Source organism: Zoogloea sp. GW822-FHT05C07 (assembly GCF_058800215.1).
This window is the reverse complement of the sequence record NZ_CM179510.1, coordinates 287,540-303,251: the sequence shown is the minus strand read 5'-3', so window position 1 is coordinate 303,251 and position 15,712 is coordinate 287,540. Positions and strand designations below refer to the sequence as shown.

General features: G+C 66.4%; 12 protein-coding genes. 4 read left to right on the top strand and 8 right to left on the bottom strand.

The genetic code is table 11. The features are described 5' to 3' along the window. Positions 1-194 precede the first annotated feature (194 nt). Positions 195-1,007, top strand: a complete 813-nt coding sequence (locus AC3QL2_RS01455) for an amino acid kinase family protein (RefSeq protein ID WP_493234290.1) — start codon at positions 195-197, stop codon at positions 1,005-1,007. 11 nt (positions 1,008-1,018) lie between these two features. Beyond that, a complete protein-coding gene (locus AC3QL2_RS01450) occupies positions 1,019-1,849 on the top strand; it encodes an amino acid kinase family protein (protein ID WP_493234289.1) in 831 nt (276 codons plus the stop codon). 57 nt (positions 1,850-1,906) lie between these two features. On the opposite strand, the gene AC3QL2_RS01445 is transcribed toward AC3QL2_RS01450, so the two are convergent. Next, positions 1,907-2,380: a universal stress protein gene (locus tag AC3QL2_RS01445; RefSeq protein WP_493234288.1), complete on the bottom strand. Its 474-nt coding sequence runs from the start codon at positions 2,378-2,380 to the stop codon at positions 1,907-1,909. Positions 2,381-2,589: 209 nt separating this feature from the next. Between AC3QL2_RS01445 and AC3QL2_RS01440 the strand changes: the two genes are divergently transcribed. Then, the gene (locus AC3QL2_RS01440) at positions 2,590-3,075 is read left to right on the top strand and encodes a hypothetical protein (RefSeq protein WP_493234287.1); all 486 of its coding nucleotides are present in this window, start codon (positions 2,590-2,592) and stop codon (positions 3,073-3,075) included. Between the two features lie 42 nt (positions 3,076-3,117). Here AC3QL2_RS01440 and AC3QL2_RS01435 read toward each other — a convergent pair whose 3' ends face one another. From AC3QL2_RS01435 to AC3QL2_RS01425, 3 genes are all read right to left on the bottom strand, one after another. Then, entirely contained in the window at positions 3,118-3,669 is a 552-nt protein-coding gene (locus tag AC3QL2_RS01435; protein ID WP_493234286.1) for a hypothetical protein, read from the bottom strand. A 90-nt stretch (positions 3,670-3,759) separates the two neighbouring features. Further along, entirely contained in the window at positions 3,760-7,353 is a 3,594-nt protein-coding gene (locus tag AC3QL2_RS01430; RefSeq protein ID WP_493234285.1) for a response regulator, read from the bottom strand. A gap of 71 nt (positions 7,354-7,424) precedes the next feature. Further along, positions 7,425-8,666: a sensor histidine kinase gene (locus AC3QL2_RS01425; RefSeq protein WP_493234284.1), complete on the bottom strand. Its 1,242-nt coding sequence runs from the start codon at positions 8,664-8,666 to the stop codon at positions 7,425-7,427. Between the two features lie 207 nt (positions 8,667-8,873). On the opposite strand from AC3QL2_RS01425, the gene AC3QL2_RS01420 reads away from it, so the two are divergent. Continuing rightward, positions 8,874-9,158, top strand: a complete 285-nt coding sequence (locus AC3QL2_RS01420; RefSeq protein ID WP_493234283.1) for a type II toxin-antitoxin system HicA family toxin — start codon at positions 8,874-8,876, stop codon at positions 9,156-9,158. Positions 9,159-9,188: 30 nt separating this feature from the next. On the opposite strand, the gene AC3QL2_RS01415 is transcribed toward AC3QL2_RS01420, so the two are convergent. The 4 genes from AC3QL2_RS01415 to AC3QL2_RS01400 all read right to left on the bottom strand — a co-directional run bounded on the left by AC3QL2_RS01415 (position 9,189) and on the right by AC3QL2_RS01400 (position 15,655). Next, positions 9,189-11,570, bottom strand: coding sequence for an exo-beta-N-acetylmuramidase NamZ domain-containing protein (locus AC3QL2_RS01415; RefSeq protein ID WP_493234282.1), 2,382 nt, complete (start codon positions 11,568-11,570; stop codon positions 9,189-9,191). Continuing rightward, positions 11,567-12,814, bottom strand: coding sequence for a putative glycoside hydrolase (locus tag AC3QL2_RS01410; RefSeq protein WP_493234281.1), 1,248 nt, complete (start codon positions 12,812-12,814; stop codon positions 11,567-11,569). Before AC3QL2_RS01410 ends, AC3QL2_RS01415 begins: the two co-directional genes overlap by 4 nt. 241 nt (positions 12,815-13,055) lie before the next feature. Beyond that, on the bottom strand, positions 13,056-13,478 hold the full coding sequence (locus AC3QL2_RS01405) for a transcription regulator (protein WP_493234280.1): 423 nt from the start codon (positions 13,476-13,478) through the stop codon (positions 13,056-13,058). Continuing rightward, positions 13,475-15,655 (bottom strand): 4Fe-4S binding protein, encoded by a 2,181-nt coding sequence (locus tag AC3QL2_RS01400; RefSeq protein WP_493234279.1) that lies wholly within the window; start codon positions 15,653-15,655, stop codon positions 13,475-13,477. The genes AC3QL2_RS01405 and AC3QL2_RS01400 overlap by 4 nt, the downstream gene beginning before the upstream one ends. Positions 15,656-15,712 lie beyond the last annotated feature (57 nt).

Below are 15,712 nucleotides of genomic sequence, written 5' to 3'. Positions count from 1 at the left end.
ATTCATGACGTACGGTTGAATCTATATAGCGCTATTTCCTATCATTTCGTCGTGATGTGCATGTTATGTGCACGCCTGATATGCACTGGGCACCGCCTGTCGAAAGTGGTTTCGCCTGCTTACTCCTGGTTATTCAGTGAAATTGCGGGTTAAGCGCGGGTGCGGCAGTGAATCGATACGATGAAAGGACTCATATGACCAACACGACGGCGGAGCTCGAAGGGCTCCTCATGCAGCGTTCGCTGACCGACGCGCAGCTTCTGGCGGCGGCGGATCAGGCGCCGGAATTCCGCATCCTGCCGGATGCAACGGTAATCAAGATCGGCGGCCAGAGCGTCATCGACCGCGGTCGTTCCGCAGTCTATCCGCTGGTGGAAGAGATCGTGGCGGCGCGCAAGGCGCACAAGCTGCTGATCGGTACCGGCGCGGGGACCCGCGCGCGGCATCTGTACTCGATCGCCGCCGGCCTCAATCTGCCGGCCGGTGTGCTGGCGCAGCTTGGCGCCTCGGTGGCCGACCAGAATGCCGCCATGCTGGGCCAGCTACTGGCCCAGCACGGTATCTCCATGGTCGATAGCGCCGGCATGTCGGCGGTGCCGCTGTTCCTGGCCGAGGTGCATGGCGTCGTCTTCAGCGGCATGCCGCCGTACAAGCTGTGGATCCGTCCGGGGGCCGAGGGCGTGATTCCGCCTTACCGTACCGATGCGGGTTGTTTCCTGGTGGCCGAGCAGTTCGGCTGCAAGTCGATGATCTACGTGAAGGACGAGGACGGCTTGTACACCGCCAATCCGAAGACGTCGAAGGACGCCAAGTTTATTCCGAAGATCTCGGTCGATGAGATGAAGGCGGCCGGGCTGCACGATTCAATCCTCGAGTTCCCGGTGCTCGACCTGCTGAAGGACGCCCGCTACGTCCGCCAGGTGCAGGTTGTGAACGGCCTCGTCCCCGGCAATCTGACCCGCGCGCTCGCAGGTGAGCACGTCGGTACCCTCATCACCGCGAGCTGAGAACCACCGCCATGGCTGAAACGACCAATACCACCAAACACCTGGCCTCGCCGCTGGCGCGTCAGACCCTTCTCGACGGCGATCTCGTCCGTCCCGTTGCGGGTGTTCGCCCGATCCGCCTGCTGCCGTGGCTGCAGGTCGTCAAGATCGGTGGCCGCGCAATCATGGACCGCGGCGCCGAGGCGATCCTGCCGATCGTTGAGGAACTGCGCAAGGTGCTGCCCGAGCACCGCCTGCTGATCCTCACCGGCGCCGGCATCCGCGCCCGCCACCTGTATGGCGTGGGCCTCGATCTGGGCCTGCCGGTCGGCTCCCTGGCGCCGCTGGCGGCCAGCGAGGCGGGGCAGAACGGCCATATCCTCGCGTCGCTGCTGGCGCCGGAAGGGGTGTCCTACGTGGAGCATCCGACCATCGCGAGCCAGCTGGCGATCCACCTTGCCGCCGCCCGCGCGGTGGTGGGCAGTGCCTTCCCTCCGTATCACCACCACGAGTTCCCGGGTTCGCGCATTCCGGTGCACCGAGCCGACACCGGCGCCTTCCTGCTGGCCGACGCGCTCGGCGCGGCGGGGCTGACCATCGTCGAGGACGTGGATGGTGTCTACACCACCGACCCGAACGGGGCCGACGGGGCGAAGGCCGAGCTGCTGCACGAGACGAGCGCCGCAGATCTCGCCAAGCAGGAAACCCTGCCTTTCGACCGCGCGCTGCTCGACGTGATGGCCAATGCCCGTCACCTGGAACGTGTGCAGGTCGTCAATGGCCTGGTGCCGGGCCGCATCACCGCCGCGCTGCGCGGCGAGCACGTGGGGACCATCGTCCACACCGGTCTGCGTCCGCTGTAAGCGCAGTTCCGGCAACGTGCCCCCTCCAGCCTGGTGCTGGAGGGGGCACGTTTGTTTTCAGCGGTCGATCGGCACGAGGATGACCGGCACGTCGGCCTTCATCGTGACCTTGTGGGCGACGGAGCCGAGGATGAGTTCGCCGATGGCGCTGTGGCCGCGGGAGCCCATGACGATCATGTCGGCCAGCACGTGCTTGGCCATGTCGAGGATGCAGCGGGCCGGGTCGCCCTCGACGGCGCGGATGCTGGTCAGCACCTTGGCCACATCCATTTCCGGGTGGGCCTCGGTGAAGACCCCGATGCGCTGGCGCAGCAGGTCCTCATCCTTACTCTGGCCGGCGGCGCGCATGGCGTCGAATTTCTCTTCGGACATGAATTCCATGTAGGGCAGGCCAGTGGCCGGCAGCGACACGGTCATCGCATGCAGTTTGGCGTCGAATTTCGCCGCCAGCCCGACCGCATGGCGGAAGACCGCCGGGGAGCGCGGCGTCAGGTCCGACGCGTAGAGGATCGATTTGATCTGGTAAGCCATGTCTGCCTCCTGGACGTTTGTTGTGCGCCCAAGTCTAGGGGCTCGCCGGCGCGGCAGTGTCGCCGGAAGCTGATGTGCACTATTAGCGTTGGGATATGTGCGGATAGGGACTTGCGCCACGCGGGGTGCTGCGCGTCATCCAATGGCATCGAATCTGCTAGATGGCGATATGTAGGGGGCAAAGCCCCTGTTTTTGTCGCAAATCTTCCATGGAGACCTGCATTGTGCCCACATTGGCCGAGAACACGACACACATCGATCTGGCGATTGCCAAGCCCAAAGGCCTGAGCCTGACGCAACTGGGGGTGCCGCTGCTGGAGGGCACGGTGATCAAGAAGGGCACGCTGCCGGAGTTCCTGCAGCTGTTCGAGGACGGCACGGCCGGGCGCCGCTACCAGAACATCCGCATCACCGCCGCCAAGGCGCTGGAAGGGGCGGTCGAGACGGCCCGCGTGATCGTGCAGTTCGAAGTCTTTGGTGACGAGAACGTGCCACTGGCCGACAACAGCGGTTTCGGCGTCACCCTGTGTGCCGCCGGCGAGACTGTGCTGGAGCTGCCGCAGACGGCGGCCTTCCTGCCCTACGCGGCATGCTGGTACGAGAACCAGTTCTTCTACGAGGTGCCGCCGGCCCTGTTCGACAGCATGGACGGGCTGCGCTTCACGCTGAAGGCGGATCAGGTCCGGCCGCTCTGAGCGGTACGGAGGCGGGCCGGCGGTGACGCGGCCCGCCGCGGCTTACTGGCGCGGGCCGATGCGCACGGCCAGCGCGTCGGCGCTGGCTCCGATGTCCTGCACGCGCTGGCGCATCAGCGCCAGCATCTCCCACAGCAGTTGTTCCGGTGCCGCCTCGACGACGCCTTCGCCGATCAGCCAGCAGGCTAGCGTGCCTTCGTCGCGCCTCAGCGCCCGGGCGGTTTCCCGCTGCCAGTCGCTGCCATAGAGCTTGCGAGCGCAGTCGCGGAACAGTTTGCGGGCCTGCTCGTCGGTGATCTGGCCGGGGGCACCGTCCGGGTCGGCTTCCGCTGCGCAGGGCGTGTCCTGCATGGCTTCCGCCAGGCGGCTGAGTTCCGGCAGCACCGAGCGGACCAGCTCCAGTCCGCCCAGCGGCACGATCCAGCAGCGCTGCCGTGCGCTCCAGCGGGCCTTGGGCACCCAGCGTAGCAGGCGTTCTATCGTGTCGGTGTATTCCGCCTTGATGATGATGGCCTCGTCCGTGGCGTAGATCCACGGGTTGGCCGGCAGGGGATGGCTGGTCAGGCGGGCGAAGGCTTCGTCCTTGCTTAGCATTGTTGTTGCTCCGTTTTCTTGTTCGGGGATGAATCGATCAGGAGCGGATAGCAACGAGAGTGCCAGCGTGGCCGGAAAGCCCGGCGGGCCCTAGTCCGGCGACGGTGCGAGGTGTACCTGTGGGTGGGCTTGCCGCCATTTCTGCAGGATCTGGTAGAAGTCCGCGGGATTGAAGGGCTTGCTGAGGTAGTCGTCCATGCCTGCGTCCAGGCAGCGCTGCCGGTCTTCGGCGAAGGCATTGGCGGTGAGCGCCACGATGGGCGTGCGCCGGTGCAGGTCGGACTTGCGCAGCGCCCGTGCGGCGCTGGGGCCGTCCATGTTGGGCATCTGCATGTCCATCAGGATCAGGTCGTAGCGGGTGTCGCGGGCCATCTCGAGGGCGATGAGGCCGTCGTCGGCGACGTCCACGCGGATGCCCACGTCGAGCAGTAGTTCGCGCGTGATCTCCTGGTTCACAAGGTCGTCCTCGACCAGCAGCACGCGTGCGCCGTCGAGAGTGTCGGGGGCCGGCGTTGGCCGGGCCTGCGGATGTTGCGGCGCGTGCCACAGCGGGGAAGGGGCGCTGCCGGCCTGGGCGCGGGGGAAGCGCAGCGAGAAGGAGAAGCTACTGCCCACCCCCACCGCGCTGTCGACCTCCAGCTGTCCGCCCATCAGCTGGATCAGCTGCTGAGTGATCGACAGGCCGAGGCCCGAGCCACCGTATTTGCGCGTGGTCGAGCCATCGGCCTGCTCGAAGGGCGAGAACAGGCGGGGAAGCTGGTCGGCGGCAATGCCGATGCCGCTGTCCACGACCTTGAAGCCCACCTGCACGTCAGCCGGCGTCTGCGCCTCGATCACGACGGACAGGTGCACGACGCCGTGTTCGGTGAACTTGATCCCGTTGCCGATCAGGTTGATGAGTATCTGCTGCAGGCGCAGGGGGTCGAAGATCAGGCTCAGCCCGTCGAGCTCCGGCGCGATGGACAGTTCGAAATGCAGGTCCTTTTCCGCGGCCTTGTCGGTGAGCACATTGTCTACGGTATGCAGGACGCTGGCCAGGTCGCCGGGTGTGGCATCGAGGGTCAGGCGTTCGGCCTCGATCCGGGACAGGTCGAGGATGTCGTTGAGCAGGCCGAGCAGGTGGTTGGCGGCGCTGGAGATGCGGTCGACCCGGTGGCGCTGCACCGGGCTGAGATTGCTGTGCGCGAGCATGTGGGAGAAGCCGATGATGGCGTTCATCGGCGTGCGGATCTCGTGGCTCATGTTGCTCAGGAAGGTGCTCTTGGCACGGCTGGCCGTTTCGGCGGCTTCCTTGGCGATGGACAGCGCCGTGGTGCGTTCGGCGACGAGTTCTTCCAGGTGTTCGCGGTGGCGGGCCAGTTCGGCGTTGCGCTGTACTTCCTCGGCGATGTCCTCGACCAACGACCAGATGTAGCGGGCACCATCGGCACTCTTGATGGTCACGCCGTTGAGCCGGATGGCGGCCAGGCTGCCGTCCTTGCGTCGGTATTCCTTTTCGTAGGGGCCGTAATGGCCGGTGCGTTCGAGGGACTCCAGCTGCTGCATTTCTGCCGCCTGGTACTTGGTGGGCGTCAGCTCCCAGTAGTCGATGGCCTTCAGTTCGGATTCCGAGTAGCCGCAGATGCTCCGGAACGATTCGTTGAACTCGATGAAGTGGCCGTCCATGTCGGTCAGCGCGATGCCGACCGGCGACATGGCGAAGAGTCCGCGCAGCTTTTCGTCGGTTTCCGCCACCCGTTCCTGGGCTTGGTGCCGTTCGATGGCGGCGCCGATCCAGCGGCTGAGGAGCAGCATGAACTCCTCATCCCGACCGTCGAATTCACGGGAGTACGGCGACGGGGCGCTGAAATTCACCGTTCCGTAGAGGCGGCCGGCCACGTAGACGGGCGAGCCGATGTAGGCCTCCAGCTTGAAGCGCTGGTAACAGGGATGTTTGGCGTAAGCTGAGTTTGCCATATGGGCAATGGTCAGCACGCCGTCGTCGCGCGCCAGCGTGATCGCGCAGTAGGTGTCGGCGTAGGGGAACTCCTGGCCGTCCTCCAGCGTATCGGGCGGGGAAACCTGGGAAACCACCTTGTAGATGTCACCGTCGATCCGGCTGATGATGCCGATGTCGAGCCCGAACTGGGTGACGCCGATGCGCAGCACGGCCCGCAGCTCATCCTCCAGGGCGTCGTAGTGAAGGACGCCCAGCTCGTTGAGGGCCCTCAGGCCAGCCAGCTGGCGCTGCCGCGCCTGGTCGTTGGCCCGCTGCTCGTTGATGTCTTCCAGGATCCAGATGCTGTCGTGTTCGGAAGGCGCCCCCGCCAGTGGCCGGCCGGACAGCCGGATCCATAGCGGTGCGCCGCTCCGGTGCCGCATGCGGAGCTCCAGCGTGTGCTGCAGCCCCTTGGCCAGCGTCGGGTAGGACACATCGCCGAGCGCGGTGTGGTCGTCGTCGTTCAGGTAGAAGCGGCGCGTCGGCTGGTTTTCCATTTCGGTGCGTGTGTAGCCGAAGATCTCGCCCATCTTCCGGTTGGCCCACAGTACCTTGCGATCCTTGATCAGGGAGATGCCGACGCCCGCGTTGTCGAGGATGTCGGCCAGCTCTTCGTGGCGCACTGTGGCGTTGAGCAGGTCGATGTTCATGCGCTGCTCGCGCCGTTCCACCTCGATCAGGCTGGCGTGCATGTCGTGGAGTTCGCGCACGAATGTCCTGGGCGGCGGAACCGCTTCGCCGCGCTGCAGGGCACGCGGCGCTTCGGCGAGCGCCGCGATCTGGCGGGTCAGCGCGCGGGCCAGCCACAGGGCACCGAGGCCGGCCACGGCTGCGCAGCCGAGGCCGGCCAGCAGCAGGTTGCGCAGAGGGGTGTAGAAGGTGGCGTTGAGGGCGTCCACCGGGGCGCCGACGATGACGCGCCAGCCCCAGTCCGACACGTAGGTGACCGAGGTGCTGACCCGCACGCCGTCGAGCGTGGCGCTTTCGAAGATGCCTCGCTTGCCCTGGTTCAGGGCCGCTTGCAGCGTCGTGGAGATTTTTTTGCCGATGAACTCGTCCGGCACCCGCGAGCGGGCCAGTACGAGGCCTTGCTCGTCGACGATGACGCCGGTCCAGTCGCCGGGAAAACGCTGCTCGAACAGCAGCCTGTTGAAGGACTCGGCGGCGAGATTCATGCGCAGGCCGTAAGCCGGCTGGCCCTGCAGGATGACCGGCACACCCAGGGCAGTCTCGAAGCGGCCGGAGGCGGGGTTGCGCAGCGCACCGGACACGACCGGCCGGCCTGTCGAGAAGACGCGCTTCATGTCGCCCTGGTCGTCCACCGGCAGCGTCCGGCTGCCGAAAGGCTCGGAGGTGGAGAACAAGGTCCGGCCGTCCGCGGCGAAAAGGGTGATCGACACGGCGTCCGGGTTCAGGTCCATCACCCGCCGCGCGTGTTCGTAAATGCCTTTCAGGTCCCGGTTCTGTGCCGAGGCGGAGGTGGCGATGCCGTTGAGTTGCCCGAGGGCCATCTTGAGGCGCTCATTGGCGGCGCTGGCGGCGGCCTCGGTGCGCTGCTGCAGCCCGACTTCCATGGCGGTGTGGCGGGCCGTGTCGCTCTCGGAAACCGTGTAGGCGGAGAACAGGAAGAAGGGGATCACGCCGAGGGCGGCCAGCACGAGCAGCCAGGCCCGCATGCCGAGGCGGGGGAAGCGAAGTCTAGACATGGTTGTCGATGCGGCGGTTCATTTGGAGCTCAAGCTGTTGCGGGTCATTGGTTTTGGATTGCAGCGCTGAGTCAGGCTACCGCCTGCAGGCTGGTGAAGCGGAAAGTGGAGCCCGTGCCGGGCCGGCTGTTTACCACAATTCCGCCGTTCATCAGGTGTGCGAGTTTCTGGCTCAAGGCCAGTCCGAGGCCGACGCCGCCGTAGCGGCGGGTGGATGAGCCATCGCCCTGTTCGAAGAGGGAGAACAGCCGCACCTGCTCGGCTGCCGGAATGCCGATCCCCGTGTCCTCGACATCGCAGCGCAGGGTCAGCGCATCCGCTGTCTCCCGCTCGATGTCGAAGCGGATGTCCACGCGACCCTGGGTGGTGAATTTGACGGCATTGTCGGCGAGGTTCAGGACGACTTGGGTCAGGCGCGGCGCATCGCCGACCAGTGTCCGCGTGGCGAGGGCCGGCGCGATGTCGATGCGGAAGGCGAGCCCCTTGTGGTCGGCGGCGGGGCGGATAACGCGGTCCACCTCCTGGCAGATGTCGGCCAGTATGAATGGCTGGTGTTCGAGCACGACGCGCTCGGCCTCGATGTCCGCGATGTCGATCAGGTCGTTGATCAGCGACAGCAGGCGCCGGGACGAAATGCGCGCCTTGCCGAGGCAGTCCTGCACCTTGGGATCATCGCTTCTTTTCATCGCGATGTTGGTCATGCCCATGATCCCGTTCAGCGGTGTGCGCAGTTCGTGGCTGACGTTGGCGATGAACATGTTCTTGGCCCGGTGGGCGCTCTCCGCCGCTTCCTTGGCGATGCGCAGGGCCATGGTGCGTTCGTTGACCAGGGATTCGAGATATTCCTGCTGCTCGGCAATGGCCAGCTCGGCGCGCTTCTGGTCGGTGATGTCCATCAGCGCGCCGCACAGCGCTTCGCCGCCTTCGCCGTAGACGACGCGGTCGGCGAGTTCCCGGTGCCAGCGCACCTCGCCGGAAGGCAGGATGAAGCGGTACTCGATATTGAGCGGGGCCTGGCCGTTCTTGCAGGCGATCTCGGCGGCGAGCAGCGGGGCCCGGTCGTCCGGATGCACGCGGGCGTAGAAGGCTTCCGGATTCACGTAGCGCTTGTCCTTCGGAAAGCCGCGAAGCTCGAAAACCTTGTCCGACCAGAACCACTTGTCGCTGGTGGACTCCCAGCGATAGAGGCCGATATTGGAGACGCGCAGGGCCTTTTCGTACCAGTTGCTGAGTTGCTGCAGGCGTGCCAGCTCAGCGCTGGATGCTGTCGACTGGGCGTTGGGATCGGGTTGGTGGTCGGTTGAGGGGTTCATGGTCTGTTGTCGGTTCATGCTGGGCTGACCAGACTTTGCATTATCACCATGTTGGCAGTGACTCTTGTCATTTACATCACGACTTTCATTCGATCCATGGGGATGGTGCCCGTCATCTGCTGCCAGGTGTGTCGCCTTTGCCACAGCGCTGCCATCGCCGTGGTGATGGTGCAAGAATGCCGTTGTAGACAACGGGAGGAGCAAGCCATGAGTCATAAGCATCGGAACGTGCTGGAAGCGATCTTTCGCGATCCGCTCAGCAGCAACATCCAGTGGCGTGAAGTGGAGTCCCTGTTGAATCACCTGGGGGCGGCGGTCGAGCCGAATCACGGCGCGCGCTTCCGCATCGTGCTGAACCGGCACGAGTTCTTCATCCATCACCCGCACCACGGCAACGAGTTCACCAAGCAGGAGGTCAAGCACCTGCGCGAGGCGTTGGCCGGCGCGGGGGTTACGCTGTCGGCCTACGATGAACTGGAGCGCAAGACCTGAGCCGCGCGTCGCGGGGCGGGCGCCGGCTCACTACTCGTAGAGCAGGAAGGTGGCTCGGCGGGTGAGATAGGACGATAGTGCGTCCCGCCCGGCGGCGGCGATGGCCGACGGTGGCGTGCCGGCGCGGATTGCGTCGAGGGTCGCCCGGCTGCCCAGGTTGCCGAGGATCCGGTCCAGCGTGAACTTGCTCGGGTAGAGGCGGTGCAGGCTTGCCGCGAGGGCGATGCCGAGGGTCGGTGTGTCGATGGCGTCCCGGTCGTCGACGATGATGTGCACGCCTTGACAGGTTTCGCCGGCGTAGGGGCCCGCCACCGGCTGGAAGCGGGTGCCGCTGAAATGCACGCCGGTCAGCTGCAGGCTGTCCAGTTCGGCGGCCAGTTGCGGGCCGTCGACCCACGGGGCGCCGATCAACTCGAAGGGGGTCGGCGTGCCACGGCCGACGGAGACTTCCGCCCCCTCGACGATGCCGACGCCTGGGTAGAGCAGCGTGGCGGCGAGGTTTGTCAGGTTCGGCGACGGTGGCAGCCACGGCAGGCCGGTGTCGTCGTACCACATGTCGCGGCGGTAGCCCTGCATGGGGATGATCTGCAGCTTCACGTCCAGGGCGGCTTCGGCCTGGAACAGGCGGGCGAATTCGCCGAGGGTCAGGCCGTGGCGTACCGGCAGCGGCCAGTAGCCGGTGAAGCCGCGCCGGTCCGCGTCGAGCAGCGGGCCTTGCACCCGGTCGGCGCGCAGCGGGTTGGGGCGGTCTAGCACGATGACGCGCAGGTCCTGCGTGGCGGCGGCCTCCATCAGGTAGGCGAGGGTGCTGGCGTAGGTGTAGAAGCGGGTGCCGGCGTCCTGCAGGTCCACCACCACGGCGTCGAGGCCGTCGAGCATGGCCGCCGTCGGCCGCCGGTCCTGGCCGTACAGGCTGCGCACCGGCAGGCCACTGAGGCTGTCGCTGTCGTCGCCGATGCGGCCTTCCTGGTTGGCGGCGAGTCCGTGTTCGGGGCTGAACAGGGTGACGAGCGTGACGCCCGGCGCATGGGCCAGCACGTCGATGTCACGCCGGCCGGCGGAATCGACGCCGCTGCGGTTGGTGAGCAGGCCGATGCGCAGGCCGTGCAGCGGCGCGAATGCGTCCGCTTCGAGCACGTCGATGCCGGTTCTTACCGGCTGCGGGACGGCCTTCGGGAGGTAGGGCGCCACGCGTTCGGACAGTTCGGGGTAGGCCGCCACGATGCGTTCGGCCGGCAGCGCCGGCAGGGACGACGCGACGGCATCGACGATGCGGGCCCGCAAGGGCGCGGCGTCGCCCCCGCCGTTGGGATGCACGCGATTGCTGAGAATCACGATATAGACGCCGGACAGCGGATCGATCCACAGCCCGGTGCCGGTGTAGCCCAGGTGGTTGATGGCACCGAAAGGCGGCAGCGCTGCCCGGTTGGCGGCGAGCGGCGCCTGCGGCTGCCAGCCCAGGCTGCGTGGCGGGGCTGCCGGGTAGGTCTGCGGCAGGAAGAGCGCGCGGATCGAGGCTGGCTTCAGCAGGGCCGGGTTGTTGTCGAGCACGGCGCGAGCGAAGCGCGCCAGATCGTCGGCGCTGCCGAACAGCCCGGCACTGCCGGCCACGCCGCCGAGGCGGGCGGCCAGCGGATCGTGTACGACGCCGCGGCGCGGGCCGTCGCCGTTCCAGGTGGTTGGCGCGATGCGTGGCAGTTGTACGGCCGGCGGCAGGAAGCCGGTGTCCTGCATGTCCAGGGGCTGGAACAGCCGGCGCCGGCAGTACTCGTCGAGGGGCAGGCCGGACACCCGCCGGACGAGTTCGCCGAGCACGATGAAATTGAGGTCGCTGTACAGCGGGTCGCCGCCGGCGCGCTTCTGCGGTTTGATCGATGCGATGCGGCTCAGTACTTCGTCGGGCGCGGTGATCTGGCGTACGTCCATGCCGGCCGGCAGCCCTGAGGTATGGGCCAGCAGCTGGCGGACCGTGATCGCGTCCTTGCCTTGGGCGGCGAAGGGCAGCCAGTAGCGGACCACCGGCGCGTCGAGGTCGAGCAGGCCCTGTTCGACGAGTTGCAGCACGGCCGGCGTGGTGGCGACGGCCTTGGTCAGGGAGGCCAGGTCGAAGACCGTGTCGACGCTCATCGGCTCCGGTGCCGGCACCAGGGCGCGTTGTCCGAAGGCGCGCCGGTATACGACCGTATCGCCTTCACCGACGAGCACGACCGCGCCGGGAATGTGCCCGGCAGCGATCTCCGTTTCGACGATGGGGGTGATGGCGGCGTCGAGCCGGGCTCCGTTGAGCTGGCTGGCGGCGATGGCCTGGAATGACAGGCATACCGCGAGCAGCAGCCACAGTCGCGCGAAGAGGCCGCTGCTATGCGGTCCTTGCCGCTTCCGCTGGCCGTCGGGGCGCAGGGCGTAGCTCATTTCTTGCCAAGTCCGTCCGCCGTGTAGGCATTGCGGGGGTTCCACAGCATCCAGCCGTTGGTGCCGATCTTCTCGGTGGCTTCGATCTGTTCGCGGATCTCGGGGCCGCCGAAGCTGCGCTGGTCGAAGGCGTAGTCGCGGAAGCCCTGAAGCCACGGGCGCAGGCGCAGCGGCGAGATGCCGGTGCGCCCGATGCCATGCTTGAGGGTGAGGAAGACGATTTCGTTCGGGTTGGCCACCGGGTTGGTATAGCCGGGAATGCCGAACTTGAAGCCGGAGGGGTAGAGCATGGGCGCGAGGTAGTCGAGGCGGCTCACCAGCACGTCGAGCTTCTGGCCGATGAGGGTGTCGTTGGTGTTCCAGAACACATAGCCGAAGATGTCGGCGGTGAGGAAGACGTTGTACGGGAGCAGGCGGCTGCGCGCCATCGCCAGGAAGCCGGAGATCGCGGCGACGCGGTTTTCCTCGGTGTTGGCGACGGAGAAGGTGAGGCCCGGCGAGTCGGGGAAACGCACGTAGTCGAACTGGATCTCGTCGAAGCCGAGGCGCGCCGCCTCCACGGCCAGGTCGAGGCTGTAGTTCCAGGCTTCCTGCCGGGAAGGGTCGATCCAGGCCAGTTCTTCCCGGTCGCGGAAGAGCGCGCCGGCGCTCGTCTTGACGGCCCATTCGGGGTGGGCATTGGCCAGCGGTTCGTCCTTGAAGACGACGATGCGGGCGATCAGGTAGATATTTTTCGCCTTCAGCTGGGCGATCAGCTTGCCCATGTCCGCAACGGTGGTGACCTTCCTGGCGCCGATGTTCTCCGCCGTGACAACGGTGCTGGGATAGGGCACGCCGCCCAGGTCGCCTTTCACGTCGATGACCAGCGCGTTGAGTTCGGTGTGTTCGATGAGCTCGAGGGCGGCTTCGCGCAGGCCCTGGTGGCCGATGCCCCAGAAGGACAGGTACAGCGCCTTCGGGCGGATGGCAGCCAAGCGCATCGTCGGCGCGGATTCACCGTCGGGGGGTATGACCGCCGCGCGGCGGTAGCCGATGGCGCGGGCGGCGACCGTCGCACAGCTGCCGGGAAAGGCGTAACGGCCGTCGGCGCCGGTGGTCAGCATGTCCTTGCCGCGGGTGACGAGGGCGCCGGCCAGCGGTTTGCCGCTGGCGGCGTCGAGGACCAGGCCCGTGCAGGCCTGGGCTGCCGTGGCGACGAGCAGCAGCGCGAGGAAGGCCAGCGCGTACTTGGCGAATCGCTTCATGGCATGACTCCTGTGCCAGATTGCTCCCCGGCTTGCAGGTGGTGGGTCAGGCCGCTGGCGATCGGCTGTTGCCGCCGTACGTGACCGGCGAGACCGTCCACGGGGAGGCGAGGGGACGATGCTGTCACCCGCGGCGGCGACGTCCCGCAGGACCGCGCGCCGGCCTCCTTCTCTTCAGGATAGATCGTTGCGTGCCCGGCAGAAGGCCGGTGTGAGGCCGGCCGCCGGATCTGGGTAAAGTCTAGATGATCAGGATGCCCGCGGTCTTCAGTGCGATGAACAGCACGGCGCCGATCAGCAGGTTCTTGAAGCTCACGTAGCAGATCATGTCCATCACCGTTGCACGGCGGTACAGGCGGCCCCACCAGGGGCCTTCCTTCACGTAGGGCTTGGCGTCGAGGCGGACCAGCACCTCGAAGACGCTCCAGCCGAACCACCAGCCGATGATGGCGCCGGCCTCCAGGCGGCCGAGCGCGGCCATCACCCAGGCCAGTGTGGCCGCGATGGCCAGCGCGAAGCCGGCGCCCTGGATTGCTTTGCGGGCCGGCTGGCCCTTGCCGGCCCACGGCCACAGGTGGTCGCGGATTTCGGCGACGAGCCAGGACAGGCCATGGGCTTCGCCGTAGGCGGGCTGGCGCAGTTCGTTGCGGTCGGCGATGGTCATGCCGTGGCTCCTTTCTTCTGCGGTTCGGCCGGCACTTGATGGATGGGGATGAAGTAACCCTTGCCGTTGATCGGCGTGAGCGGCTGGCCTGCCTTGGTGCGGCGCTTGCGTTCCTGGGCCAGCGGCGGGCAGGCGTGGTCGTCGTAGTAGAGCACCATGCAGTCCAGGCACAGCATGCATTCGCGCTGGTCGATGTTGCCCTTGGCGTCGATGGCCTGGGAGCCGCAGCCCTTGGCGCAGGCCTTGCACGAGGTGCATTCGTCCTTGCGCTTGAGGCCGAACCAGCGGAAGGTGGTCGGCATCGCCAGCGAGGCGCCGAGGGGGCACAGGTACTTGCAAAACGGCCGCTCGATGAAGATCGACAGGCCCAGCAGGCCGGCCGCGAACAGGCTGTAGGGCCAGCTGCGGTTGGTGATGCCGACCAGGAAGGTGGTCTTGAAGGGCTCCACCTCGGCGAGCTTCTCGGCCAGGCCCATGCTGAAGAAGGACACTGCCAGCAGGCCGAAGAAGACCACGTACTTCACCCACTTGAGCTTGTCGTGCAGGGGCTTGGGCAACTGGAACTGGAAGCGCTTGAGGCCGACCAGCCGGCCGAGGCGGAACAGCAGTTCCGACAGGGAGCCGAAGGGGCACAGCCAGCCGCAGAAGAAGCCGCGCCCCCAGATGAAGACGGTGACGATGATGAAGACCCAGAACACGAAGATCAGCGGGTCGGACAGGAACAGCTCCCACTTCCACTGGAACAGCAGGCTGTGGAACCAGGTGAGCACCTGGGTGATGGACGGCTGGGCCATGGCTGAGAAGCCGACGAAGCCGATGGAGATCACCCAGCCGGTGTACTTGAAGGCATTGACCGGCCAGCGGCGCTGGCGGTTGGCGCGCCGCACCAGCTTGTCGCGGCTGGCGTAGGCGGCGGAGATGGCGAGCAGGAAGACGATGAAGCCGGCGATCTCGACGGCGCGTTCCTTCCACACCTTGAGCCAGGTCGGGTCGGGCTTGACCACCACCGGGCGGCCACCTTCCAGGTACTTGTCGGCCAGCCAGTATTCCTTGTCGAAGTTGGCGAAGGTCTTGGCGGCGGTTTCCTTGTCGATCTTGTTGCCGAGGAAGACCAGCCGCCACGGGTAGGCGGCGGAGAAGCCCTTGCCGCGGATGATGAAGATCGCCGATTCGTTGAAGGCCGGCGCGCCGGCGGCAGCGACGCTCCACAGATTGACGTAGTCCAGGTCACGGAAGGTGAAGGCGTCCTTGTCCTGGCGAACCTGCACGCGGTCGTAGATGCCGCCGCGCACGAAGCCGGAACCCTTGAAGGAGTCCATGCCGGCGGGCTTGATGATGAAGATGGCGTGTTCGCCGTCCTTCAGGCGGCTCATCAGGCTGGCGTAGCCGTCCTTGCCGAGAATGGCCTGGCCGAGGGTGGGCTGGTTGAGGTAGCCGAACCACAGGTCCATGTAGGGGCCGTCGCCCTTCAGGCCGACTTCCTCGGGCTTCACCGTGAGGTGCTGCACGCTGCCGTCGGCGACCAGGTCGCTCCACGACGGCGTGCCCGCGGCGGGCGGAAACTTGGCCTGCGGGCGGATCACCGGCTTGAGGATGCCGACCTGTTTGGCGACCGTGGTGCCGGAGGTCATCATCACCTGGTTCTGGGCGATGACGGTGACGGTGGCACCGGTGATCGCGTCGAGGCCGATGATGTTCTCGTCGGGGCGTGACTTGCCGATCTCGATGTTGTCGCCGACGAACTTGCCCAGGTACTGGTTGTTGAACTTGATCAGCAGGGATTCGGGAATGCCGAGCAGCAGGATCGGTTCGGAGTGCTTGAGGATCTTCACGCCGACGAACTTGCCGGCGGTGTCCATGCCGATCAGCGTCACGACAGGCTTGCCAGAGTAGGCCGGCGTGTCGGTGATGTCGGTGGACAGCATGACGTAGCCGAGAAGCTTCTTCTGGCCGCCTTCGTCCTTGTAGGCTTCGACGAAGGGGGGCTGGCCTTTGCGTTCCGAGAAGCTGGTGGCGCCGGGCATGACTTCCGTGCACGGCGCGTAGTCGCACATCTTCGGCGACGTGCCCAATTCAGGGGGGAGCTTGACCTCGTAGGTGTTGGCATGAGCCGCGCTGGCGAGGACGAGTCCGGCCAGGGCGGGGAGAAGGCGGCGCAGAGCGCGCAGGGCGAACATCGGTGACTCCGATCGATCAGGATGTCGACAGATTGTGAGGATGTGTGGCGGCCGACG